At 28.3% G+C, this 23,285-nt stretch carries 24 protein-coding genes; all 24 read left to right on the top strand.

Features of this window, described 5'->3' with window-relative positions; genetic code table 11:
- The first annotated feature begins 19 nt into the window (after positions 1–19).
- The 24 genes from NSA23_RS00545 to NSA23_RS00660 all read left to right on the top strand — a co-directional run bounded on the left by NSA23_RS00545 (position 20) and on the right by NSA23_RS00660 (position 22,458).
- Positions 20–532 carry a YceD family protein gene (locus NSA23_RS00545; RefSeq protein WP_050069819.1) on the top strand — a complete coding sequence of 171 codons (513 nt, stop codon included), beginning with the start codon at positions 20–22 and terminating at the stop codon, positions 530–532.
- Between the two features lie 20 nt (positions 533–552).
- A complete protein-coding gene (gene rpmF, locus NSA23_RS00550; protein WP_042682036.1) occupies positions 553–732 on the top strand; it encodes a 50S ribosomal protein L32 in 180 nt (59 codons plus the stop codon).
- Between the two features lie 116 nt (positions 733–848).
- The gene (gene plsX, locus NSA23_RS00555) at positions 849–1,838 is read left to right on the top strand and encodes a phosphate acyltransferase PlsX (RefSeq protein ID WP_042682034.1); all 990 of its coding nucleotides are present in this window, start codon (positions 849–851) and stop codon (positions 1,836–1,838) included.
- Positions 1,839–1,872: 34 nt separating this feature from the next.
- Complete coding sequence (gene acpP / locus NSA23_RS00560; protein WP_420841070.1) at positions 1,873–2,118, top strand: acyl carrier protein; 246 nt, start codon at positions 1,873–1,875, stop codon at positions 2,116–2,118.
- A 62-nt stretch (positions 2,119–2,180) separates the two neighbouring features.
- Complete coding sequence (rnc, locus tag NSA23_RS00565) at positions 2,181–2,906, top strand: ribonuclease III (RefSeq protein ID WP_042682030.1); 726 nt, start codon at positions 2,181–2,183, stop codon at positions 2,904–2,906.
- Positions 2,899–3,993: an elongator complex protein 3 gene (locus tag NSA23_RS00570; RefSeq protein WP_042682028.1), complete on the top strand. Its 1,095-nt coding sequence runs from the start codon at positions 2,899–2,901 to the stop codon at positions 3,991–3,993. Before rnc ends, NSA23_RS00570 begins: the two co-directional genes overlap by 8 nt.
- A gap of 50 nt (positions 3,994–4,043) precedes the next feature.
- The gene (gene smc / locus NSA23_RS00575) at positions 4,044–7,610 is read left to right on the top strand and encodes a chromosome segregation protein SMC (RefSeq protein ID WP_257490033.1); all 3,567 of its coding nucleotides are present in this window, start codon (positions 4,044–4,046) and stop codon (positions 7,608–7,610) included.
- 15 nt (positions 7,611–7,625) lie between these two features.
- A complete protein-coding gene (ftsY, locus tag NSA23_RS00580; RefSeq protein WP_075052124.1) occupies positions 7,626–8,654 on the top strand; it encodes a signal recognition particle-docking protein FtsY in 1,029 nt (342 codons plus the stop codon).
- A gap of 81 nt (positions 8,655–8,735) precedes the next feature.
- The gene (locus NSA23_RS00585; protein ID WP_042682023.1) at positions 8,736–9,128 is read left to right on the top strand and encodes an Asp23/Gls24 family envelope stress response protein; all 393 of its coding nucleotides are present in this window, start codon (positions 8,736–8,738) and stop codon (positions 9,126–9,128) included.
- A 61-nt stretch (positions 9,129–9,189) separates the two neighbouring features.
- Entirely contained in the window at positions 9,190–9,738 is a 549-nt protein-coding gene (gene amaP / locus NSA23_RS00590; protein WP_042682021.1) for an alkaline shock response membrane anchor protein AmaP, read from the top strand.
- Between the two features lie 17 nt (positions 9,739–9,755).
- On the top strand, positions 9,756–9,995 hold the full coding sequence (locus NSA23_RS00595) for a DUF2273 domain-containing protein (protein ID WP_042682019.1): 240 nt from the start codon (positions 9,756–9,758) through the stop codon (positions 9,993–9,995).
- A 45-nt stretch (positions 9,996–10,040) separates the two neighbouring features.
- Complete coding sequence (gene nusB / locus NSA23_RS00600; protein ID WP_042682016.1) at positions 10,041–10,445, top strand: transcription antitermination factor NusB; 405 nt, start codon at positions 10,041–10,043, stop codon at positions 10,443–10,445.
- A 3-nt stretch (positions 10,446–10,448) separates the two neighbouring features.
- Positions 10,449–11,402 carry a Kae1-like domain-containing protein gene (locus NSA23_RS00605; protein ID WP_042682014.1) on the top strand — a complete coding sequence of 318 codons (954 nt, stop codon included), beginning with the start codon at positions 10,449–10,451 and terminating at the stop codon, positions 11,400–11,402.
- 20 nt (positions 11,403–11,422) lie between these two features.
- The gene (gene xseA / locus NSA23_RS00610; RefSeq protein ID WP_042682319.1) at positions 11,423–12,649 is read left to right on the top strand and encodes an exodeoxyribonuclease VII large subunit; all 1,227 of its coding nucleotides are present in this window, start codon (positions 11,423–11,425) and stop codon (positions 12,647–12,649) included.
- Positions 12,636–12,860, top strand: coding sequence for an exodeoxyribonuclease VII small subunit (xseB, locus tag NSA23_RS00615; RefSeq protein WP_042682012.1), 225 nt, complete (start codon positions 12,636–12,638; stop codon positions 12,858–12,860). Before xseA ends, xseB begins: the two co-directional genes overlap by 14 nt.
- Positions 12,861–12,864: 4 nt before the next feature.
- Positions 12,865–13,731 (top strand): polyprenyl synthetase family protein, encoded by an 867-nt coding sequence (locus tag NSA23_RS00620; RefSeq protein WP_257490034.1) that lies wholly within the window; start codon positions 12,865–12,867, stop codon positions 13,729–13,731.
- A gap of 699 nt (positions 13,732–14,430) precedes the next feature.
- On the top strand, positions 14,431–15,030 hold the full coding sequence (locus NSA23_RS00625) for a hypothetical protein (protein ID WP_042682005.1): 600 nt from the start codon (positions 14,431–14,433) through the stop codon (positions 15,028–15,030).
- A 16-nt stretch (positions 15,031–15,046) separates the two neighbouring features.
- Positions 15,047–15,850, top strand: coding sequence for a TlyA family RNA methyltransferase (locus NSA23_RS00630; protein WP_257490035.1), 804 nt, complete (start codon positions 15,047–15,049; stop codon positions 15,848–15,850).
- Between the two features lie 40 nt (positions 15,851–15,890).
- Positions 15,891–16,343: an arginine repressor gene (gene argR / locus NSA23_RS00635; RefSeq protein ID WP_042682000.1), complete on the top strand. Its 453-nt coding sequence runs from the start codon at positions 15,891–15,893 to the stop codon at positions 16,341–16,343.
- A gap of 14 nt (positions 16,344–16,357) precedes the next feature.
- Entirely contained in the window at positions 16,358–18,052 is a 1,695-nt protein-coding gene (gene recN, locus NSA23_RS00640; RefSeq protein WP_042681998.1) for a DNA repair protein RecN, read from the top strand.
- A 184-nt stretch (positions 18,053–18,236) separates the two neighbouring features.
- On the top strand, positions 18,237–19,556 hold the full coding sequence (gene spoIVB, locus NSA23_RS00645; RefSeq protein WP_050069818.1) for a SpoIVB peptidase: 1,320 nt from the start codon (positions 18,237–18,239) through the stop codon (positions 19,554–19,556).
- A gap of 135 nt (positions 19,557–19,691) precedes the next feature.
- Complete coding sequence (spo0A, locus tag NSA23_RS00650; RefSeq protein WP_257490036.1) at positions 19,692–20,504, top strand: sporulation transcription factor Spo0A; 813 nt, start codon at positions 19,692–19,694, stop codon at positions 20,502–20,504.
- 128 nt (positions 20,505–20,632) lie between these two features.
- Positions 20,633–21,607: a tyrosine-type recombinase/integrase gene (locus NSA23_RS00655; protein ID WP_257490037.1), complete on the top strand. Its 975-nt coding sequence runs from the start codon at positions 20,633–20,635 to the stop codon at positions 21,605–21,607.
- Between the two features lie 629 nt (positions 21,608–22,236).
- A complete protein-coding gene (locus tag NSA23_RS00660) occupies positions 22,237–22,458 on the top strand; it encodes a hypothetical protein (RefSeq protein WP_257490038.1) in 222 nt (73 codons plus the stop codon).
- Positions 22,459–23,285: the final 827 nt, after the last annotated feature.

Raw genomic sequence — 23,285 nt, forward strand, 5'->3', positions numbered from 1 at the left:
GATTTAAGAGGTGAAATAAATGTATATTGATCTAGCAAGTTTTCTTGATGAAGCTGTAAAGGATATACCCTTTGATGAAAAATTAGAATTAGGTAAATTGGATATAGGTCAAAGGGAGATAGTTTTTGTAGAACCAGTTAAAGTATCAGGACATATTTATAAGATGGAAGGTATTAATTATTTAACTGCCAATATTTCTTTTAAATATACTGAGAACTGTGATAGATGCCTAAAAGAATTTACACAAACTATAGATACGGTTCTGTCAGGAGAACTAAGAGAAAAATCAGATGAAATTATTAATTCAACTGAGAAAGATGAGGAAATTATTTATTATGAAGGAAATGAATTAAGTTTAAGGGAGCCAATAATTAGCACAATAATTATATCTCTGCCTATGAAATCCTTATGTAAGAATGACTGTAAGGGCTTATGTTCTAAATGTGGTAAAGATTTAAATAAGGGTGAATGTGATTGTGTAATAGAAAATATAGATCCTAGATTGGCAAAATTGAAAGATTTTTTTAAGTAGTAAATAAGGAGGTGTATCTAATGGCAGTTCCAAAGAGAAAAACTTCAAAAAGTAGAAGAGATAAAAGAAGAGCTTCAGCATATAGATTATCAAAAGCAACTTTTGTTGAATGCCCACAATGTCATGAGCTTAAATTACCTCATAGAGTATGTAAATCTTGCGGATATTATAAAAATAGAGAGGTTATAGAAGTAGAATAAAGGTAAAAAGATAGTGAGGAGGGTCACTATCTTTTTTAACTTTTTGTTGCTTTTTTATTTTATCTAATATATATTTAATACAGTAACGTTTATTACTAGGTTTTAGGAGGATAAGAATGAGAATAATAGTAGATGCTATGGGAGGAGATAATAGTATTCAGGCAACAGCTTTAGGAAGTGTAGAAGCAGTGGAAGAGCTTGATTTAGAAGTTACTCTTATAGGTAAAAAAGATTTAATAGAAAAAGAGTTAAATAAAAATAATTATACTGGAAATAAGATTGAAATTATTCATGCTGAAGATATAATTTTAAATGAGGACAGTCCTACATTATCTATAAGAAGGAAAAAAAATTCTTCTATGGTTATAGGTTTCAATAAACTGAAAGAAGGATATGGAGATGCATTTATTTCAACTGGAAATACAGGTGCTCTTCTGGCTGGAGGATTGTTCATTATAAAAAGAATAGAAGGAATAGATAGGGCTGCTATTTCAAGTGTTTATCCTACTAGAGATGGTATGACTTTACTCTTAGATATGGGAGCAAATGTAGATTGCAAGCCTGAATATTTACAACAATTTGCTATAATGGGTTCTATATATAGTGAAAAAGTTTTAGGAGTAAAATCTCCCTCTGTTGGTCTAGTAAATGTTGGAACAGAAAAAGAAAAGGGTAATATTTTAATTAAAGAGGCCTATGAATTATTGGCAAATTCTAATATTAATTTTTATGGAAATATTGAGGCAAGAGATGTTCCAGAAGGAATTGTAGATGTAATGGTTTGCGATGGCTTTGTGGGAAATGTTATACTTAAGTTAACAGAAGGTTTGGCTAATTTGTTTTTTTCTACTTTGAAAGAGGAGTTTAAGAAGAGCTTTTCTTCAAAAATTGGCGCTCTTATGTTAAAACCTCAGCTTAAGTCTTTTAAAGAAAGATTTGATTATAGAGAATATGGTGGTGCACCATTATTAGGAGTTAGAAAACCTATTATAAAAGCTCATGGAAGTTCTGATGGGCTAGCAATTAAAAATGCTATAAAACAAGCCAAAATATTTACTGAAGGAAAAGTTATTGATAGGATTGAGGAAGATGTAAAAAAAATATAAAAAATTATTTTACAATCTAAGGAAGTTAAAGGAGGTGTATCAAATGGTTTTTGAAGAAATAAAATCCATAATATCCCAACAATTGGATGTAGATGAAGATGAAATTACAATGGATACTTCTTTCCAAGATGATTTAAATGCTGACTCTTTAGATTTAGTTGAATTAATAATGACATTTGAAGATGAATATGAACTAGAGGTTGAAGATGATGAAGTGGAAAATATAAAAACAGTAAAAGATGTAGTAGAGTATATTCAAAATCGACTAAATCTAGACTAGTTTTATATATTAGGTCTCGGATTGATTTCGAGACCTTATAAATACTTAACTTTTTTGGAGGTATGTATGTGAAAAAAAGCAATAGGAGAAAATTAATCTATAATCTACAGCAGGAATTAAATTATAGATTTAAAGATTCAAAGCTTTTAGATGGAGCACTAACCCATAGTTCTTATGCTAATGAGCATAAAAATGGAAATATAGTATACAATGAACGATTAGAGTTTTTAGGGGACTCTGTATTAAATTTAGCAGTCAGTGATTATATATACAAAAAATATTCTTATTTTTCAGAAGGAAATCTGACAAAGATAAGGGCAACTGTAGTTTGTGAATCTGCATTAGCTTTAATTGCGAAAAGAATAAAATTAGGTGATTATTTGTTATTAGGCAAAGGAGAAGAAGCTACTGGAGGTAGAAATAGAACTTCAATATTGGCTGATGCATTAGAAGCTCTAATTGGAGCTATATATTTAGATAGTGAATTTAAAACTGCCCAAAAATTTGTTATAGATATATTAGAAAAAGAAATTATAGAAGCATCAAATAAGGGAGAGCTATTTATAGATTATAAAACTAAATTGCAGGAAATATTGCAAAGGACTACAAAGGCAAAAATAGAATACAGAATTGAAAAAGAGGAAGGGCCTGATCATGATAAAAAATTTCACATATTAGCTTTAATAGATGGTAAAAAACTTGGAAAAGGTTGTGGAGGAAGTAAAAAAGAAGCAGAGCAAATGGCGGCAAAAGAAGTTTTGATTAGGATGGGTGCTAAAGATGAATAAAAAATATTTTATAATACCTATATTTGTACCACATTTAGGATGTCCACATGATTGTGTTTTTTGCAATCAAAGGCGGATTACTGGATTGAGTACAGATATGACAAGTGAAAAAGCTGATAATATAATAAAAGATCATTTGAAAACTATTCCTTCACTTAATAGAGGATTGGAAATTGCCTTTTATGGCGGAAGTTTTACCGCTATTTCACCAGATATGCAAAGAGAACTTTTAAACATAGCATCTTATTATAAAAAGGAAGGAATTGTAGATAGAATAAGATTATCTACTAGACCAGATTATATAAATGAAAGAGAACTTCTTCTTTTAAAGGAATATGGAGTGGATATTATAGAATTAGGAGTACAGTCTTTAGATGAAGAAGTTCTATTTCTTAGTGGAAGAGGGCATAAAAGTGAAGATGTATATAAGGCTTCTAGCCTTATAAAATCATATGGATTTCAATTAGGTCTTCAAATGATGATTGGACTTCTAGGGGATACTGAAGAAAAAAGTTTATATACTGCTAAGGAAATAGTTAAACTAAATCCCATATGTACGAGAATTTATCCTACATTAGTAGTGAAGGATACTTTTTTAGAAAAAATGTATTTGGATGGCAGGTATAAGCCCTTGTCGCTTGAGATGGCAGTAGATATATCGACTAAATTATTAATGATTTTCCAATACAATAAAATAAATGTAATAAGAATAGGACTACAGCCAACTGATAATATAACTCTAGGTAAGGATGTAATAGCTGGGCCGTTTCATCCAGCTTTTAGACAATTAGTAGAATCTAATATTTATAAAAAGATTTTAGATGAATATTTTTCTGAAAAAGATTTTAAAGATATAAAAGAATTTGTAATTAATATAAATCCTAAGGAAATTTCCAATCTAGTAGGTCAAGGTTCAATAAATACTAAATTTATTAGGAACAAGTTTAATATTAGTAAAATTAAAATTCATGGAGAAAATATTCCAAAAGAAATATTTTATATTAAAAATCACGATTTTTATGATAAAATTAATAAGGATGAGATTATTGAAAAGTATCTACTAAAGGAAGATTTAATAAATAATTAAGGGTTTCCATAATGGAAACCCTTTTAGATAAGACTTAAGAGGTGTTTAGATTGCATTTAAAAAAACTAAAAATACAAGGATTTAAATCTTTTGCAGATAAAACTGAAATAGAATTTAAAAAAGGAATCACAGGAATAGTAGGACCTAATGGAAGTGGAAAAAGCAATATTTCAGATGCTATTAGATGGGTATTAGGAGAGCAAAGTATTAAGACTTTACGTGGCAGTAAAATGGAGGATGTAATTTTTTCTGGCACTAATGGTAGAAAACCTTTAGGATATGCTGAAGTGAGTATTATATTTGACAATAAAGATGAAACAATACCTATAGAGTACTCAGAAGTTTCAATAACTAGAAGAATGTTTAGATCTGGAGAAAGCGAATATTATATAAACAAGAACTCTTGTAGACTTAAAGATATAAGAGAGCTATTTATGGATACAGGAATAGGAAAAGATGGTTACTCAATTATTGGACAAGGTAGAGTAGATGAAATATTGAGTACAAAATCTGAAGATAGAAGACATATATTCGAAGAAGCTGCAGGTATAGTTAAATATAAAACTAGAAAAGAAGAGTCAGAAAAAAAGCTTAAAAAGACAGAGGAAAATCTAGTTAGAATAAATGATATTGTATTTGAATTAGAGGGCCAAATTAGTCCTTTAGAAAAACAGGCTATTAAGGCAAAAAAATACTTGGAAATTGCTCAAAAGCTTAAAGAATTAGAGGTTAATTTTTATATAGAAGAAATTAGTAGATTAAAACATAAACTCATATCTATAGGAGACAAAAGAAAAGAATTAAATAATTTAATAAAGGAAAATTTAGACAGAAAAACAATAATGGAAAATAGATATTTTTCTATGAAAGATGAAATTGAAAAAATAAAACATTCTGCTGAAGAGTTACAAGATGAAAAATATTCTATTCAAAGTAATATAGAGAAAAAAGATAATGAACAAATATTAAGTAGTGAAAAAGAAAAGTTTTATTTAGAAGAAAAAAGACGTTTAAATAGGGAAGAAAAAGAGCTTTTAGATAAAAAAGAAAAACTATTATTAAAAAAAGAAAAGATAAAAGATGAATTGGAAGAAAATATCGAAAATCTAAGTAAATTGAAGTCAGATTACTTAAAGGAAAAAAAGCTTTTAGAAGATATCAATAAAGAAATAATATTAAAGGAAAAGCATATTGAAGAAGAAAAAAACAATAATTTTAAGATATATAATTTAATGTCAGATAAAAAAAATAAAATTGAGAGTTTAAAAACTTTTAAACAAAATATAAAAAGTAGAATAACGGAAATTGAAAAAGAAATAGATATAATAAAAAATATCAAAATAGAAAATGAAAAATTATTAGATAATTTTTGCATAGAAAAAGGAAGAAATGAAGAATCATTAGGTTCATGTAAAAAGGATATAAAAGAGTATACAGAAGAAGAAAAAAATATTGAAAATGAATACAGTATTTTGAGTAAAGAGATTAATGAAATAAAGGGATTATTACAAGGAAAAATTTCCAATTACAACCTTTTAAAAAACATGGAAGAGGATTATGAGGGTTATTATAAAAGTGTAAGAGGTCTTTTATTAGCTTCTAAGAAGAATGATAAATTGAATAAAGGTATTGTTGGAGTAGTTGGGGAGCTTATTAAGGTTGATAGAAGGTATGAAAAAGCTATTGAAATTACATTAGGGTCAAGTATTCAAAATGTAGTTACTAGGACTGAGGAAGATGCAAAGGAAGCTATCCAATATCTTAAGAGAAATAACCTAGGTAGAGTTACTTTTTTACCATTGACTTCAATAAAAAGCAGAAAGCTTAATATGGATTTTAATGCAATAAGAGATATGGGTGTCATAGGAATAGCTTCTCAATTAGTCCAGTTTGATGAAGATTATAGAAATGTTTTTGAATATCTTTTAGGAAGAACTTTAATAGTTGAAGATATTAATTCTGCTATGAAAATAGCTAAAAAGTATAATCATTCTATAAGAATAGTAACTTTAGATGGAGAGCTTTTTAATCCAGGAGGCTCTATTACAGGTGGAAGCATATTGAAAAACTCTACAAATATTTTAAATAGAAAAACAAGGATAGATGGACTAATTAAGGAGATTAAAGAATTAAAGGCCGAATTAGCATTATATAAATCTAAAGAAAATAAATTAAATCTTAATTTAAGTGAAGTTAAAGAATTTATTGAGAATGGAAATAAAAAACTTCAAACTTTAAACATTGAAATAATAAAATTAGAAAATGAAATTACAAGAATAATTCAGGATAATGAAAAGAATGATATCTCCATATCAAAGTATTATAATGAAATAAATAAATTAAAACAGGAAGAGAAAAATATTGATAGAGAGATTGATGCTTTGAGTTTAGATTTAACTAAGCTTAATAATGAGAAAAATTTAATAGATCAAAATTTAGATGAGAATACAGGAGAGTTTCAATATAAAAAAGAAAAGAAAGAGAATATAGATGAGAGAGTAACAAATTTTAAAATAAAGATAAACTCTTTTAAACAACAAATAAGTTCCTTGAAGAATGAAATTTCAAATACAGATGAAGATTATAAAAATACATTAGATACTATTTATAGTAGACAAAAAGATTTTAAAGAAAACACTTTACAAATAGAGAAGCTGAAAAATACAAAAAGAAGACTTAAGGAAGAGATTAATAATCTTAAATCATTATTAAATAATTGTTCTATAAAACTGGAAAAAATTAAAGAGGAAAAAGAAAAGAAAATGGAGAGTTTTATCCTTGAACAAAGAAATTTAAAAGAAATAGAAAATAATATAAATACTTTCGAAAAGGAAATCAATGCTTTAGATATTGACTACACCAAATATAGTGTTCAAGTTGAAAATTATAATTCTAGACTTTTAGAAGATTATGAAATGAATTATGCTGAAGCTTTAAATTATAAAGTCCATATTGAAGATATGGCAGAAGCAAAAAAGAATATTAGAAAGTTAAAGAACAATATAAAGAATTTAGGAACAGTTAATTTAGGGGCTGTTGAAGAATATAAAAACCTTAAAGAAAGATTAGAGTTTATACAGACCCAAAAAGAGGATTTAATTTCTGCTAAAAATGGATTGAAAGAGGTTATTAAAGATATAGAAAAGGAGATGGAAGAAAGATTTTTAGAAAAGTTTGTTGAAATTAGAAAAAGTTTTAATCAAGTATTTAGGGAGTTATTTGGTGGAGGAAAGGCAGATGTATATTTAATCAATGAAAATGATCTGCTTTCTAGTGGAATTGAGATAATAGCACAGCCACCAGGTAAAAAATTGCAAAGCCTTTCATTATTATCTGGAGGTGAAAAATCTCTAACAGCTGTAGCATTATTGTTTGCAGTATTGAAAACTAAACCTACTCCATTTTGTATTCTTGATGAAATAGATGCTGCATTGGATGAAGCAAATATTTCAAGATATACTAATTATCTAAAAAGTTTTTCAGATGATACTCAATTTATAATGATAACACATAGAAAAGGTTCAATGGAAATGGCTGATATTCTATATGGTATAACTATGGAAGAAGAAGGAATAAGCAGAATGGTTTCAATAAAACTATCAGATAAAGCAAGCTAGATAAGGAGGAATGAAATGTTTAAATTCTTTGATAAATTTAAAAAAGATAAAGTGGAAGATTTAGAAAATGAAGTAAAAGACGAAATAAAAGAGGTTGAAAAAGATGAAGTAATAGAAAAAGAAGATTTTTTTACAAAGCTTAAAAAAGGCCTTTCTAAAACACGACAGGGAGTAACAGATAAAATAGATAGTATTCTTAAATCTTATGGGAAAATAGATGATGATTTATTTGACGAGTTAGAAGAGATTCTTATTACTGCTGATGTAGGAGTTAATACTACTATGGAAATAATAGATAATATTAAAGAAAGAGCTAAAGAAAATAAAATTAAAGAAGCTAATGACATTAGGATACTCCTGAAAGAAGAGATAGAAAAAACCTTAAAAAGTGTAGAAGAATCAAAATTAGATAGAAAATTAAATGTAAAGACGTCTCCAGCCATTATTTTGGTAGTAGGAGTTAATGGAGCAGGCAAAACTACCACTATTGGAAAAATGGCCTGGAATTTAAAAGAAGAAGGCAAAAAAGTATTAATTGCAGCAGGAGATACTTTTAGAGCAGCTGCTATTGAGCAGTTGGAAGAATGGGCAAATAGAGCTAATGTAGATCTAATAGCTCACCAGGAAGGCTCGGATCCAGCAGCAGTTATATATGATGGCATTCAAGCAGCAAAAGCTAGAGAATCTGATGTGCTAATATGTGATACTGCAGGTAGGCTTCATAATAAGAAAAATTTAATGAATGAGTTAAATAAAATATTCAGGGTAGTAGAGAGAGAATATCCAGAAGCTAGTAAAGAGGTTCTATTAGTTGTAGATGCAACTACAGGACAAAATGCTATTTTACAAGCAAAAGTATTTAAAGAAGCATGTGATATTACAGGAATAGTTTTAACTAAACTTGATGGAACAGCAAAAGGTGGGGTAGTGATAGCATTACAATCTGAATTAAATGTACCGGTAAAACTAATAGGTGTAGGAGAGGGAATAGACGATCTCCAACCTTTTGATGCAGAAAAATTCATAGAAGCTTTGATTGGATAAAAGGAATAGATTTGTTTGTAAAACATCATCTATTCTGGTATAATATGCTTATAAGATTTTAGATAGGTGGAGGTGGCCAACTTGGCAGGTATTGTAAATAATGAAGGGGTAGAGTATGGAGATGTAAAAATTGCTAATGAAGTAGTAGCAATTATAGCAGGTTTAGCTGCTACTGAAGTTGAAGGTGTTGCTGGAATGAGTGGCGGCATCACCGGTGGTATAAGTGATATGTTGGGAATGAAAAACTTATCAAGGGGAGTTAAAGTAGAAGTTGGAGAAAAAGAATGTGCTATAGATATATTCGTAATAGTTGAATATGGTTCTAAAATTTCTGAAGTTGCTTTTGGAGTACAGGAAAATGTTAAGGAAGCTGTAGAGACTATGACAGGTTTAAAAGTTATTGAGGTGAATGTAAATGTTCAGGGAGTAAATATACCTAAAGAACCTGAAAAAGAAGAACCTAGAGTAAAATAAAATACTTACCCTCTGAATATTCAGGGGGTAAATTTAGTAATATAGGAGGTAGAGGTATCTTATGAATATTATTGATAGAATTATATTGACTATATATACTTTTTGCCTTGCTTTAGTATCTATAGTATTTATATTATTTCCTTTTGAACAAATTGATTTTTTATCTTTAAAAAATGTAGAACTTTATTTGATGCAACTAAAAGGCAATTATATATATTCTGTAATAGGAGTAGCTTTTTTATTAGTAAGTATTAGATTTTTAGTGTCTGGGCTAATTGGGAATAATGAAAAGAATAGAGGAACCTTTTTAATTAGACATACTGATTATGGTGAATTAAAAATTTCGACTCAAACAATCGAGGGAATTGCACAAAGTGTAGTAACTAAATTTTCAGGTATTAGAAATATAAAAATAAAAGTAAATGTGCTTGAAGGAGTAATAATTTTAGATATGAGAGGAGAAGTTTCCCCTGAAATAAATATTCCAGAAACTACAATACAATTACAAAACAAAGTGAAAGAACATGTAGAAAAATGTACAGGTGTTGAGGTAGGGGAAGTTAAAGTTGAAATAAGTAGTGTAATGACGCCAACTAGAACTGTAAAATAAATTGTAGAGGTGTTTTAATGGTGGATAAGGAAAAGATTTCAAGACTTATTCAAATGTTAGGAAATAATAAAGGAAAAACCGTAGGAACAATAATAGGATTTATAATTGCTATATTTATACTTACTATTGGTTTTTTTAAGACTTTATTTATTGTAATTTGCACAGGATTAGGATATTACATTGGAAAAAAATCTGATAGCCAGGAAAATTTAAGAGATTTTTTGGATAAAATACTTCCTCCAGGGAAATCAAATTAATTATAATATTAGTATATATTATCTATAGTTACAAGGAGGACAAATATGGGTAGAAAAATTGCAAGAGAGGAAACGATGAAGTTATTGTTCCAGATGGAAATGAATAATGATTGTTCAGATAATCTAGTAGAATTATATATAAATGAAAATAATCTTGACCATGATGAACAAGAATATATGAGGCATGCTGTAAGAACAATAATGACCAATTTAAATAATATTGATAAATCTATTGAAAAATATATAAAAGGTTGGAAAATTCATAGACTTGCAAAAGTAGATTTATCTGTTCTAAGAATAGCTGTATATGAAATTGTTTATAGAAAAGATATACCAATAGAAGTTTCTATTAATGAGGCTATAGAAATTTGTAAAAAATATAGTACCGATGAATCATCAAAGTTTATAAATGGTGTTTTAGGAAGTTTTGTACGCGAAAAGGATGAATAGCAGATGGCAGACAAATATTATCTAGGAATAGATACAAGTGCTTATACTACTTCAATTGGAGTTGTAAATTCAGAGGGGAATGTAATTTTAGATTTAAGAGAAACTTTAAAAGTTGGAAAAGGTAAAAGAGGTTTAAGACAACAAGAAGCAATTTTTCAACATATTAAAAATATATCTAAAATGTTTGCAAAAGTATCTAACTCCATAGATATAGGTAATCTAAAGGTTATAAGTGCTAGTGCAAAACCAAGGAATATAGAAAAATCGTACATGCCTGTTTTTGTTGTAGGAAAAGAACAGGCATTTATTATCTCTAAATTGCTCAATATACCATTTAAACAATTTAGTCACCAAGAGGGACATATATCCGCTGGAATTATGAATAGTCCTTTAGAAAGTGAAGAAAAATTTATTGCCTTTCATATATCAGGAGGTACTACTGAATTAGTTCTTGTAGACAATAAAGAAGGAGAATTTGATGTTCAAATAATAGGCGGAACATTGGATATAAGTGTTGGACAATTAATTGATAGGATTGGAGTTAATTTAGGGCTAGATTTTCCATGTGGAAAAGAGATGGATATATTGTCTCAAGATGGAGATATAATTAATAAAAAATTACCTGCGAGCATAAAGGATACTTGGGCAAATTTTTCTGGATATGAAAATATATTTAATGATTTGATAAATAATAGAATATATTCAACTGAAGATATAATTAAAACTTTATTTTATACAATTTATTTATCTTTAGAAAAGATGATAATAAATTCATGTATGGAATTAAATATAGATAAGGTATTATTGATAGGAGGAGTAGCTTCTAATAATTTTATTAGAAGAAATCTTAAAAGAACTTTGAATGAAAAGGGTATAAATTTATATATACCCTCCATTGAAAAATGTTCGGACAATGGAATAGGAATTGCTTACTTAGGAAAGATGAAAAAAGAATGAATATAGGTGAGGGGTCAATTATGTCAATTAAACCTTTAAAAGTAAGTGAAGTAAATCAATATATCAAGAGGTCTTTTGCAGGAGATCCAATATTATCTAATATATGTGTTGAAGGAGAAATATCAAATTTTAAGCATCACTATAGTGGACATATGTATTTTTCTCTAAAGGATGAAAAAGGAAAAATTAAATCTGTTATGTTTAAAAGTTATAATGAAGATATTTCATTGAAATTAAAAGATGGAATGAAAGTAATAGTTAAAGGATACATATCTGTTTTCGAGAAAAATGGTAATTATCAATTATATGTCAAAAGTATAAAAGAAAAAGGATTAGGAGAATTATACATAGCTTTTGAAGAACTAAAAAGCAAATTGGAAAAGGAAGGACTTTTTAATGAAGAACATAAAAAAGAGATACCTTATTTTCCTAAAAAAATAGGGGTAGTAACTTCTTCTACTGGAGCAGCAATTAGAGATATAATTACAATATTAAAAAGGAGATTTCCATTAATTGAGATTAAAATATACCCTGTTTTAGTCCAAGGAGAATTTGCACCTGAAGAAATATGTAGGGGCATAAGGTATTTTGACAATAGGGATGATATTGATTTAATAATAACTGGCAGGGGTGGAGGATCAATAGAAGAGTTATTTGCATTTAATAATGAGGAAGTGGCAAGAACTATTTACGAAATGAATAAACCAATTATTTCAGCTGTAGGCCATGAGACGGACTATACAATATCAGATTTTGTTGCAGATTTAAGAGCTCCAACCCCTTCGGCAGCTGCAGAATTAGCAGTTCCAGAATTGGAATTTTTAAAACAAGAATTAGAAGATGATTTTTCAAAATTAGTTAGCAGTTTTACTTCTATAATAGATAATAGTTTTAAGGATTTAAATTATCAAAAAAACAAATTAGATTATAGAAATCCAATTGTCAGACTTGATAATGATAAACAGTATTTAGATAATTTATTCAAAAATTTGATTACAATATTAAACTTGAAAATGACAGAATTAAATAATCAGCTTGATAAGCTAGGAAATAAGCTTAATGTTTTAAGTCCTTTAGCTTCAATGAATAGAGGATATGGACTTGTTCTAAATGAAAAAAAGCAGCCAATTAAAACTGTTAATAATATAAAAAAAGGTGAGAAGCTGAATATTTTACTAAAAGATGGTATAGTTGAAACTGATGTGGTAAAAATTAATAAAGGAGAGTTTGAAGATGGATTTAACTAAATTGTCTTACGAAGAAGGAATAGAACAATTAGAAGATATAGTGGATAGTTTAGAAAATGAAGATCTAACTTTAGAAGAATCTTTAAATAAATTTCAAAAGGGCATCGATTTGTATAAATATTTATATAATATGCTTAATAGGGTAGAGGGAGAAATAAAAATTATAATGAAAGATGGAGAAGGAGAAGAAGAATTTCAGTTGGAGGGTTAACAACATGAGTTTAATGGATGAAATTAACAATTTACAATCTGTTGTAGATAATGAATTGAGTAAAGTTTTTACTAATAAAACAGGAAATTATCAAGAAAAAATATTTGAAGCTATGAAATATAGCCTTTTCACAGGAGGAAAGCGCATTAGACCTATATTGCTTTTGAAAAGCTGTGAAATGGTTAAAGGTAGCTATGAGGAGGCTATACCTTTTGCCTTAGCTTTAGAAATGATTCATACCTATTCTCTCATCCATGATGATTTGCCATCTATGGATAATGATGATTTTAGAAGAGGAAAGCCTACGAATCACAAAGTTTTTGGAGAAGCAATTGCAATACTTTCAGGAGATGGTCTTTTAAATTTATCATATGAAATTATGGTGGAAAGTATAATTAATAAATCTAAAGATAAAAATGATTATAATAGATATTTATTAGCTTTTAAAGAAATTAGTAATGCTAGTGGAGTAGAGGGAATGATAGGTGGGCAGGTAGTTGATATATTATCAGATGGAAAGATTATAGATAGCTCAGAATTGAAATATATGTATAAATGCAAAACAGCAGCATTAATTAGAGCAGCAGTTGTTTCGGGAGGAATTATTGGTGGCGCTAATAATGAGGAAATTAAGAAATTAAAAACATATGGAGAGTGTGTTGGTTTAGGATATCAAATAAGGGATGATATATTAGATATGGATGAAGATAGGAAAATTAGTAAAACTACTTATTTATCTTTTAATCCACCAGGAAAAGCAAAGGAAAAAGTGGAATCTTTAAGTAAAGAGGCAAAAGAATCTGTAAAAAGTTTCAAAAACAATAAATTTTTAGATGAAATTTCATATTATTTAATTAATAGGAATAAATAACTTTTTTATAGTATTGAAATAAGGGTTTTTATATGCTATAATTGTTTTTAGTTCAGAGTGGTGCAGTATTCTAGTCAGCACAGCTATTCTCGAAGGCGGGGCTAAAAATCCGTCAAAGGGCATATCGATGAAGTTTCTAACCTTGGCTTTTGACGCCCAGTTGAGGGCCATTGTTGGAAGTAAGAAAGATGGGGCGATCTGCAATGGCATGCAGGCGTTGACCCTACTTTCGTGGAGACTTGTTTTTAATTAAAAAACAAGATAAACCTGTAAAGTAATAAAAATTACTTGCAGTGTAGCCTGCCTTGAGTGAATTGGGCAGAAGATAATATATAACTAGGCTTTTCAAAGGGCCCAGAAAAGTCAGGTTTTGTTGTCGAAACCCATTTTGCAAAAGAGGCTAAGGAATAGACTGACTGTTTGGGGAAAACTCCTAGACTGTTCTTCAGAAATATGTTAAGGATTACAGTGCGGTCTAAGTGGTAATCTAGTTTCACTATTTGGCGACAATGTGAAGATAAGATTGAAGGGTAACCGCTAGTATGGCGACATAGAGTTCTTATCTGGGAAATCCTGCTAGACCTTAAGCCGTAAGATTTACTTATCATATTGCCACTCAAAAAGCTGATAGCATTTGCTATCAGCTTTTTATTCTTATATATAGTTTGAATTAATAATAATTTGGAGGTAAAGGATTAGATGGGAAAAAAAGATGCTGATGATATATCTCATAGGCAAAATAAAAAATGGGTTATTACTATTTTCTTTTGGACATTTATAATGGCTATTCTTTTCAGTTTAATAGCTGAAAAATTGATGAATAGATTAGAAATTTTTTTTGCATTTATAATATTAATTATTATTATACTATTGGGGATTGTATTTGATATAATAGGTATTGCAGTAACTGCTTCAGATGAAAAACCTTTTCATTCCATGGCAGCAAATAAAGTAGAAGAAGCGAGATATGCAATAAAACTTATTAAAAATGCAGGACAAGTATCAAATTTTTGCAATGATGTTATTGGAGATATAAGTGGAATTATTAGTGGTTCTGCTGGAACAATTATTATTTTTAAACTTATAAATATATATGATATTAAAGATGGGACTATATTGAGTATTATAATAACAGCTTTAATTGCTTCTTTTACAGTAGGTGGAAAAGCTATAGGCAAAGAAATAGCTATAAATAATTCTGAGAATATTATTTTTCACATAGCAAAGCTACTTAATTTTTTAGAAAATAAATTTAAAGTAAATTTATTTAAAAACCAAAATAATTGTGAAAAGAGATAGATATAGGAGAGATTATATGAAGAAGGAGAGAATAGATACTCTATTAGTTGAAAAGAAACTTGTTAAATCTAGAGAAAAGGCTAAAAGGATTGTTATGGAAGGTATAGTTTTTGTAGATGAACAAAGAATTGATAAACCTAGTGAAAGAATAGATATAACTAAAGATATTATAATAAAAGGGGATCCAATTCCTTATGTAAGTAGAGGAGGATTGAAACTAGAAAAAGCTATTGAATATTTTAACATAGATTTAAAAGATAAATTGGCAATAGATGTAGGTGCATCTACAGGAGGATTTACAGACTGTATGCTTAAAAAAGGTGCAAGAAAAGTATATGCAATAGATGTAGGCTATGGACAAATAGATTGGAATTTAAGACAAGATGATAGAGTAATTGTTAAAGAAAGGACTAATATAAGATATGTAACTCAGGATGATATAGGTGAGTTAGTGGATTTTGTCTCTATAGATGTTTCTTTTATCTCACTAAAATTAGTTTTACCTGTTGTAAAAAAACTTATAAAAGAAGATGGGGAAATTGTCTCTTTAGTTAAACCTCAATTTGAAGCTGGCAAAGAAAAAGTGGGCAAAAAAGGCATAATAAGGGATAAAAAAGTTCATGAAGAAGTATTATTAAATGTTTATGAATTTTGCAGGGAATTAAAATTATTTGTGAAAAATGTAACGTATTCTCCGGTAAAGGGTGCTACTGGGAATATAGAATATTTATTTTACTTAACAGGGAAAATATCTGAGAATAATGAAAAAATGGAAAGTAACCTTAAAGAAATAGTTAATAAATCTCATCAAGTACTGTAATTTAAAAAACACACTATCCTTGTTCATAAGGAGGAAAAATATGAAGAAATATGCAAGACAAAGAAAAATTTTAGAATTAATTGAGGCTTATGAAATAGAAACTCAAGAAGAGCTATCGGAGCATTTAAAGAGAACTGGTATAGATATTACCCAAGCTACTATTTCTAGAGATATAAAAGAATTGAGATTAGTTAAAGTATTATCTAAAAGTGGAAAATATAAATATGCAGTTATGGATGAAAATATTGAGGGAGCGACTGAGAGGCTTATAAAAATATTTAAAAGCTCGATTATAGGCTTTGATATAGCAGGTCATATTTTAGTTATTAAAACTTTACCTGGTGCGGCTCAAGTATGTGCTTCGGCTATTGATACATTAAAAGTTGAGCATGTAGTAGGTACAATTGCAGGAGATGATACTATATTTATAGCAGTTAGTGATATGAAATATGTTGATTCAGTAGTAAAGACTTTCCAAGGCTTACTTAATTAATTGGAGGGAGCTTTATGATTGTAGAATTAAATATTGAAAATTTTGCTATTGTTGAAAAACTACATATAAACTTTAATAAAGGATTAAATGTATTAACAGGAGAAACAGGAGCTGGAAAATCAATAATTGTTGAAGCTATAAGTCTTATTTTAGGTGGGAGAGCCAATAAAGATTTAATAAGAACAGGTTATGATAAGGCTATATTAGAGGGGCTTTTTTTTCTTGAAGATTCTAAGAAGATAGAAAAAATTTTAAAAAAATATGGCATTGAAAATGATAATAATAATTATATGCTTATAACTAGAGAATTGCATTCGACAGGTAGAAGCGTTTCTAGAATCAATGGAAGAACAGTTACTGTTAATATGTTAGATAATATTACTAAACATTTAATTGATATACATGGTCAGCATGAACATCAATCTCTCTTAAATACAGAAAGTCATATAGATATTATTGATTCATTTGGAGACAAGTCTTTTAACAAATTAAAAGAAAAAGTAGCATCTGATTATATGAAAGTATTAAATTTAAGAAAAAAATTAAAAGAGCTTTCTTTAGAAGAGATGGAAAGAGATAGAGAGATTGATATTTTAAAGTATCAGATAGAAGAAATAGATAGTGCAAAATTGTCTCAAGATGAAGAAAAAGATATCCTCAATGAGTATAATAAATTAAATAATGCAAAAGATATTGTATCTAGTTTAGGTCAATCTATAAATATTCTCCAATCTAAAGAGTATGATAGTTTTTCTACAATAGATAGTTTGAATGAAGTTATTAGTTTAATTGAAAAGATAAAAGAAAATGATATTCAGTTAGACAAAAGTTATGAAGAACTTTTAAACATTAACTATGAATTACAAGATATTACAAGAAACTTAAATACTTATATGGATAATTTAGCTTTAGATAATAAAAGACTAGAATTTTTAGAAGACAGGATCAATACTATAAATAAATTGAAAAAAAAATACGGAAATACTATAAATGAAATCTTTATATATAGAGATAAAATGTACTCAAAACTTCAATTGTTTTTAAATATGGAAGAAGAAATACAAGAAATTAAGGATGATATAAAGAAGATTGAAGATATTTTAAAAATTAATTGTGGAGTTTTAACTGATAAAAGGAAATTAATTAGTAAAAAACTTGAAAATAATATTTTCAGGGAATTACAAGAATTGAATATGAAGGATATAGTTTTTAAAGTAGATTTCAAGGAATATGATTATTTTACAGTTAGCGGTGTTGATAAAGTTGAATTTTTAATATCCACAAATCCTGGTGAAAAATTAAAACCTCTTTCTAAAATTGTTTCAGGTGGAGAGATGTCTAGAATAATGTTAGCCTTTAAATCCATATTGGCGGAATATGATTATATACCTTGCCTTATATTTGATGAAATTGATACAGGAATTAGTGGAAGGACTGCTCAAGTTGTAGGAGAAAAAATTAATAAAATTTCAAAAAATCATCAAGTAATTTGTATTTCACATTTGCCTCAAATTGCCGCTTTAGCAGATATGCATTTTGCCATATCAAAAAAGAGTACTAATAATAAAACTTCTGTTAAAGTTAAAAAATTAGATTATGAGGAAAGAATTAATGAATTAGCAAGATTATTAGGTGGAGTAAATTTAACAAATACGACAAAATTACATGCAAAAGAAATGCTAGAATTAACTAAAAAAATAAAAAAATAATTTTAAAAACACTTTATACTTAAGTATAAAGTGTTTTTCATTTTTAAACCAGTGTTGAATTTACTTTACATATGGATAAATAATTACACAGAATAAATAGGTGCAAAAAAGGCTAAATTATATTTGCAAATAATAATTTTGTGGAGGTGAATATAAAAAGGCAATTTTAGGAGAGTGATTATATTTGCCAAGGTATTCTAAATATAAAAGACAAATATCTATTTTATTTCTATTTTTTATATTTTTTTACTTCATTCAAACATGGAGTGTTTTTTATTATCCTGAAGAAATCAATATTATAAAGGGAGAAAAAAAGGATTTTAAAGTTTTTTTTCCTCTCACTTTGAAAGTTTCTCAGGATAGTAATAATATATTAAATATAGATTCTACTGAAAAATTTGGGACCTCTTTGAAAAAATCCTATAGTTTTGATACTTTAGAATCAGGTATAGCTAAAATGCAATTTAAGTTATTTGGAATTGTGCCAATTAAAACTGTAGAAGTAAATGTTATAGATAGAGCATATCTAGTACCTGGAGGCAATTCTGTAGGAGTTCGTTTAAATACAAAAGGTGTTCTAGTAGTATCAGTAACAGATATTGTAGGTGTAGATGGTAAAAAATATAATCCAGCTAAAAAAGCAGGTATAAGAGCAGGAGATAATATAGTAGAAATAAATGGACAGAAGGTAGAAAGTGCTGAACATGTAATTGAATTATTAAATAATATAAAGGATAATAGAGTGTCTATTGTAATTGAAAGAAATAATATGAATTTTACCACAGAAGTAATACCTGTAAAAAGTATTCAAGATAATTGCTATAGATTAGGTATATGGGTAAGAGATAAAACAGCAGGAATAGGAACTCTTACTTTTTATAATGAAGATAATAATATGTTTGGAGCTTTAGGTCATGGTATTACAGATATGGATACGGGGAAATTATTAAATGTAAAAAACGGCAAAATAATGAAGGCGAAGATTTCAGAAATAGAACAAGGTAAAAAAGGAAATCCTGGTGAAATTAGAGGAATATTTTATGAAACAGAAAATATTTTAGGTGATATAACTAGAAATACTCCCTTCGGTATATATGGAAAAATAAATACTGATATTTCAAATACAAATAACGAAAAACCTATGCCTGTAGCTCTCCAAGAAGAAGTTAAAGAAGGGAAAGCTTATATATTAACCACTCTAAATGGAGATAAGATTGAAAAGTTTGAGATAGAAATAGTTAAAGCTCAAAATCAATTGGTTCCTGAACAAAAAAGTATGGTTTTAAAAGTTACAGATAAAGATTTATTACAGAGAACTGGAGGAATTGTTCAAGGAATGAGTGGAAGTCCTATAATACAAGATGGGAAAATAGTTGGAGCAGTTACTCATGTTTTTGTAAATGATCCTACAAAAGGTTATGGATTGTATATAGAGTGGATGTTAGAACAAACCAATATAAGCATTAAAAACAAGAGTAATTTTGCAGAAAATAGGGAAAGATAGACAAGTTCTATCTTTTCCTATTTAATGTTAAAAATGTTTTTAAAAGAAATAGAAGGATATAACATTTGTTTGTCGAATAAATATATGTGATGCAAAGATGATTTTTTAACTTAATATACAGGGGGGGTATTTACTTTGGAAAAAATAAAAATAGTTGTAGCTGATGATAACAGAGAGTTTTGTGACATATTAGAGGAATATTTAGCACAACAGGAAGACTTTGAAGTTATAGGTTTTGCTAAAGATGGATTAGAGGCATTGGATATGATTGAAGAGAAAAGACCAGATGTTTTAATTTTAGACATTATAATGCCACATTTAGATGGATTAGGTGTCTTAGAACGTTTAAATCTTATGAATTTAGAAAAACGTCCTAAGGTAATTGTTTTATCAGCTGTTGGACAAGATAAGATAACCCAAAGAACTATTGAATTAGGAGCAGATTATTATGTAGTTAAACCTTTTGACTTCGAGATATTTATGAAAAGGCTGAGAGAAGTATCTGGAATGGTTAATGATAATGTAAATATAAAAAGATATATTAATATACCTAAAGAGATGCCTGTAAATCCAGATAATAATAAAAGTATGGAAGCAAGAATAACTAATATTATTCATGAAATAGGAGTACCAGCCCATATAAAGGGATATTTATACTTAAGGGAAGCTATTGCTATGGTAGTTGAGGATGTAGAGTTATTAGGTGCAGTAACTAAAGAATTATATCCAAATATAGCTAAAAAATACAATACTACTCCTAGTAGAGTGGAAAGAGCTATTAGACATGCTATAGAAGTAGCATGGAGTAGAGGAAAGGTAGACACTATAAACAATATTTTTGGATATACTGTTCATACAGATAAGGGTAAGCCTACTAATAGTGAATTCATAGCAATGGTTGCAGATAAATTGAGATTAGAGCAAGAAATGATGGAAAATAAAGCATAATTCAAGGGTTTGAGCAATAGTAAATATTTTCCAATCAGTAATATATACCAACAAACACATTTGAAACACCTATAAATAGTGACTCTTTTGTTTAGTTAATAGGACTAAGCAAGGGGGTCACTTTTCTTATGCCTGAATTAAATAATTTTGAATACATGATTGAAGATTACAGCTTGTATTGTACTTCAAAAAATCTATCTAAAAAAACAATTATATCATATGACAAAACTTTGCAGTTATTTGCAATGTATCTTGAAAATGAATTAAACGTGGTTTCATTTGAACAAGTAGAGCCAAAACATATAAGACACTATATCAAGTATTTACAAGAACGGGGCAAATATACAGTTGCAACAGCCAATGCAGATATAAACAGTCCAGAAAATAGAGATGATTTTGGAAAAGAATTAAGTCCAAATACAATCAATAATTACATTAGAAACATAAAAGTATTTTTTAATTTTATGGTGGAAGAAAGATATATTAGGGAAAGTCCAGCAGAAAGAATTAAATATTTAAAAAAGAGAGAAAAAATCAAAGAAGCTATTACAAGAGAAGAATTAAAAAAGATACTAGATCAATTTGATGTTTTAACTTTACATGGACATAGAGATTATATCATTACAAAATTATTGGTTTCTACAGGGGCAAGAATTGGGGAAACTTTATCTCTTACAGATGATGATATTGATTTTAAGAATGGAGTTATTATTTTTAAGGACACAAAAAATAAAAAAGAAAAGGTTGGCTACTTAACCAATCGTATGAGTTTTGAATTGAAGAGGTGGATTAATTTTAGAGAGAAATATTCTCAACATCCAAATGAATGGCTATTTCCTACTAATCGTGGGACTAAATTACAAGTTACAAGCTATGGCAAGTCATTGAGAAGTGCAGGTAAAAAAGCAGGAATTGAAGATGTGCATCCACATAGATTAAGAGCTACATTTGCAATAGAATTTTTACGCAATGGTGGTTCTATACACGTTCTATCAAGGTTATTAGACCATTCTAATATACAAACAACAATGATTTATTTGAATATGTCAGAACGTGACTTGAGAAAAGAATTTATTAAATATCATCCTAGAATAGAGATTTAAAACAATAAAATAAAAACTTCCTTTCTATATTGTCACCACACAATATAGACGAGGTAGAAAGTGCCGCCCACTTATCTACAAAGGAAGTTTATATTACTTATAATATACCAAATTTTTGGTGTTTATGCAAGTAGTATAAACTAACTTTTAAGGCACTTTCACAAATAATGTGGGAGTGCCTTTTTATTTGTTTAAAATTAAATATTGAGTATCAAAAGTGGATGCCGATACCACTTAAAAAACGATAGTTTGAACAAGCTAATGCAAAAAGTTGTTCGGGCAGTATAGATATGTGTATTATCTTATATTGTCCTAATTGGGGTGGAGAACACAAACCCAAATAAAATAAATATTGGTTCGGGGGAGACAACTGGCAGAGATACATTGAGTCGTTTGAGTAAGGACAGTTGCATACGATGACTCAATTCGGGAATGAAAAAGCCGACTATTATACACACCTTGAAACCTCAACAATCCTATTCGGGATATGTGGAAGAAAAAGGGAAATAGGTATGGTATCAAAAAACAGGATACCTATACCCTTTTTCCTAACGCAACCTTTCAGGATATTATATTTTAAAGCAAAGTCAAGTAGTTATTTTACTAAAATTAAAAATAGGAGTGATTTAATGTTAAAGATAAAGAGCTATATGAAAAATGAAAAACCGCATTGGATTCTTGAAACAGATGATGCAGTAATAAAAGTTGCACTAGAAGAAAAATTAAAAGAAATGATAGAAAGAAATGAACGTATTATTAAATCAAAACTAGAAACAGATATAGAATATAAAAGAAAATTAGCAGAAGAGGTAAAAAGATATAAAGAATATTTAATAGAGTTGTCCAAGTAGGGCAACTTTATTTTTTATGTAAATAGTTCTATAAACACCGAGCAAAGCTACAATTATATATATAGAGGGGATAGTATTTTAACAAAAGAATAGATATAAACACTAAGCAAGCATAGGTATATTATAGGGGGATAGTATTTTTAACATGACAATAGTGTAAAAACACTAAGCAGATGTACATAATATATTAACAGGAAGGGTAGTATTTAACATGATTTACTTGACAAACGGATTGAGAGATGTAGTATAACTATATGAGGAAGGGGTATATTTAGCATAAAACATTCACATAAACGGCTAGTAAAGCTACAATCTTATATATAGGGGAGGTAGTATTTTTAACATGACAATAGTAACAAAATAGCTAGCAGAATCCAGCACAAATAGGGGTAAAATCAAACATTTTTAACAAATATATTGAAGGTAGGAAAATTTAACATGATTTGCTTGACAAAGTGCTTAGCAAAGCTACAATCTTATATATAGAGGGGGTAGTGTTTTGGGTATAAATAAGTTGTATTATATATACATTTTATGTGTGTATAGTAGAGCTTATTTAAGCTCACCTTCCTTTTTTATAATTATTATTTAATTAATATTTAATTTAAAAATTTTAGTATTATAATTGAATTTTTAGTAGCCATAATTTTGCAACGTGATTATACGTTGCATGACTTTTTAAAATAAGCTCTAAGAGCTTTACATAAAATACATCTCCTATTTAATAAGGGTACTGTTTATCGGTACTCTTATTTTTTATTAGTGTATAAGTCGAATTTTAGACGGTAGGAGATGGAAACAGCAACAATAACAACAATAAAAATAAA

It is taken from the genome of Anaerosalibacter massiliensis (genome assembly GCF_024623155.1).
In the GTDB taxonomy this organism is placed as follows: Bacteria; Bacillota; Clostridia; order Tissierellales; family Sporanaerobacteraceae; genus Anaerosalibacter; species Anaerosalibacter massiliensis.

What these genes read in the sequence shown, in the direction of transcription:
- NSA23_RS00545 (WP_050069819.1), top strand. Translation starts at nt 20, where the DNA reads ATGTATATTGATCTAGCAAGTTTTCTTGATGAAGCTGTAAAGGATATA.
- rpmF (WP_042682036.1), top strand. Translation starts at nt 553, where the DNA reads ATGGCAGTTCCAAAGAGAAAAACTTCAAAAAGTAGAAGAGATAAAAGA.
- plsX (WP_042682034.1), top strand. Translation starts at nt 849, where the DNA reads ATGAGAATAATAGTAGATGCTATGGGAGGAGATAATAGTATTCAGGCA.
- rnc (WP_042682030.1), top strand. Translation starts at nt 2,181, where the DNA reads ATGTATGTGAAAAAAAGCAATAGGAGAAAATTAATCTATAATCTACAG.
- NSA23_RS00570 (WP_042682028.1), top strand. Translation starts at nt 2,899, where the DNA reads ATGAATAAAAAATATTTTATAATACCTATATTTGTACCACATTTAGGA.
- ftsY (WP_075052124.1), top strand. Translation starts at nt 7,626, where the DNA reads ATGTTTAAATTCTTTGATAAATTTAAAAAAGATAAAGTGGAAGATTTA.
- amaP (WP_042682021.1), top strand. Translation starts at nt 9,190, where the DNA reads ATGAATATTATTGATAGAATTATATTGACTATATATACTTTTTGCCTT.
- NSA23_RS00595 (WP_042682019.1), top strand. Translation starts at nt 9,756, where the DNA reads ATGGTGGATAAGGAAAAGATTTCAAGACTTATTCAAATGTTAGGAAAT.
- nusB (WP_042682016.1), top strand. Translation starts at nt 10,041, where the DNA reads ATGGGTAGAAAAATTGCAAGAGAGGAAACGATGAAGTTATTGTTCCAG.
- NSA23_RS00605 (WP_042682014.1), top strand. Translation starts at nt 10,449, where the DNA reads ATGGCAGACAAATATTATCTAGGAATAGATACAAGTGCTTATACTACT.
- xseA (WP_042682319.1), top strand. Translation starts at nt 11,423, where the DNA reads ATGTCAATTAAACCTTTAAAAGTAAGTGAAGTAAATCAATATATCAAG.
- xseB (WP_042682012.1), top strand. Translation starts at nt 12,636, where the DNA reads ATGGATTTAACTAAATTGTCTTACGAAGAAGGAATAGAACAATTAGAA.
- NSA23_RS00620 (WP_257490034.1), top strand. Translation starts at nt 12,865, where the DNA reads ATGAGTTTAATGGATGAAATTAACAATTTACAATCTGTTGTAGATAAT.
- NSA23_RS00625 (WP_042682005.1), top strand. Translation starts at nt 14,431, where the DNA reads ATGGGAAAAAAAGATGCTGATGATATATCTCATAGGCAAAATAAAAAA.
- NSA23_RS00630 (WP_257490035.1), top strand. Translation starts at nt 15,047, where the DNA reads ATGAAGAAGGAGAGAATAGATACTCTATTAGTTGAAAAGAAACTTGTT.
- argR (WP_042682000.1), top strand. Translation starts at nt 15,891, where the DNA reads ATGAAGAAATATGCAAGACAAAGAAAAATTTTAGAATTAATTGAGGCT.
- recN (WP_042681998.1), top strand. Translation starts at nt 16,358, where the DNA reads ATGATTGTAGAATTAAATATTGAAAATTTTGCTATTGTTGAAAAACTA.
- NSA23_RS00655 (WP_257490037.1), top strand. Translation starts at nt 20,633, where the DNA reads ATGCCTGAATTAAATAATTTTGAATACATGATTGAAGATTACAGCTTG.
- NSA23_RS00660 (WP_257490038.1), top strand. Translation starts at nt 22,237, where the DNA reads ATGTTAAAGATAAAGAGCTATATGAAAAATGAAAAACCGCATTGGATT.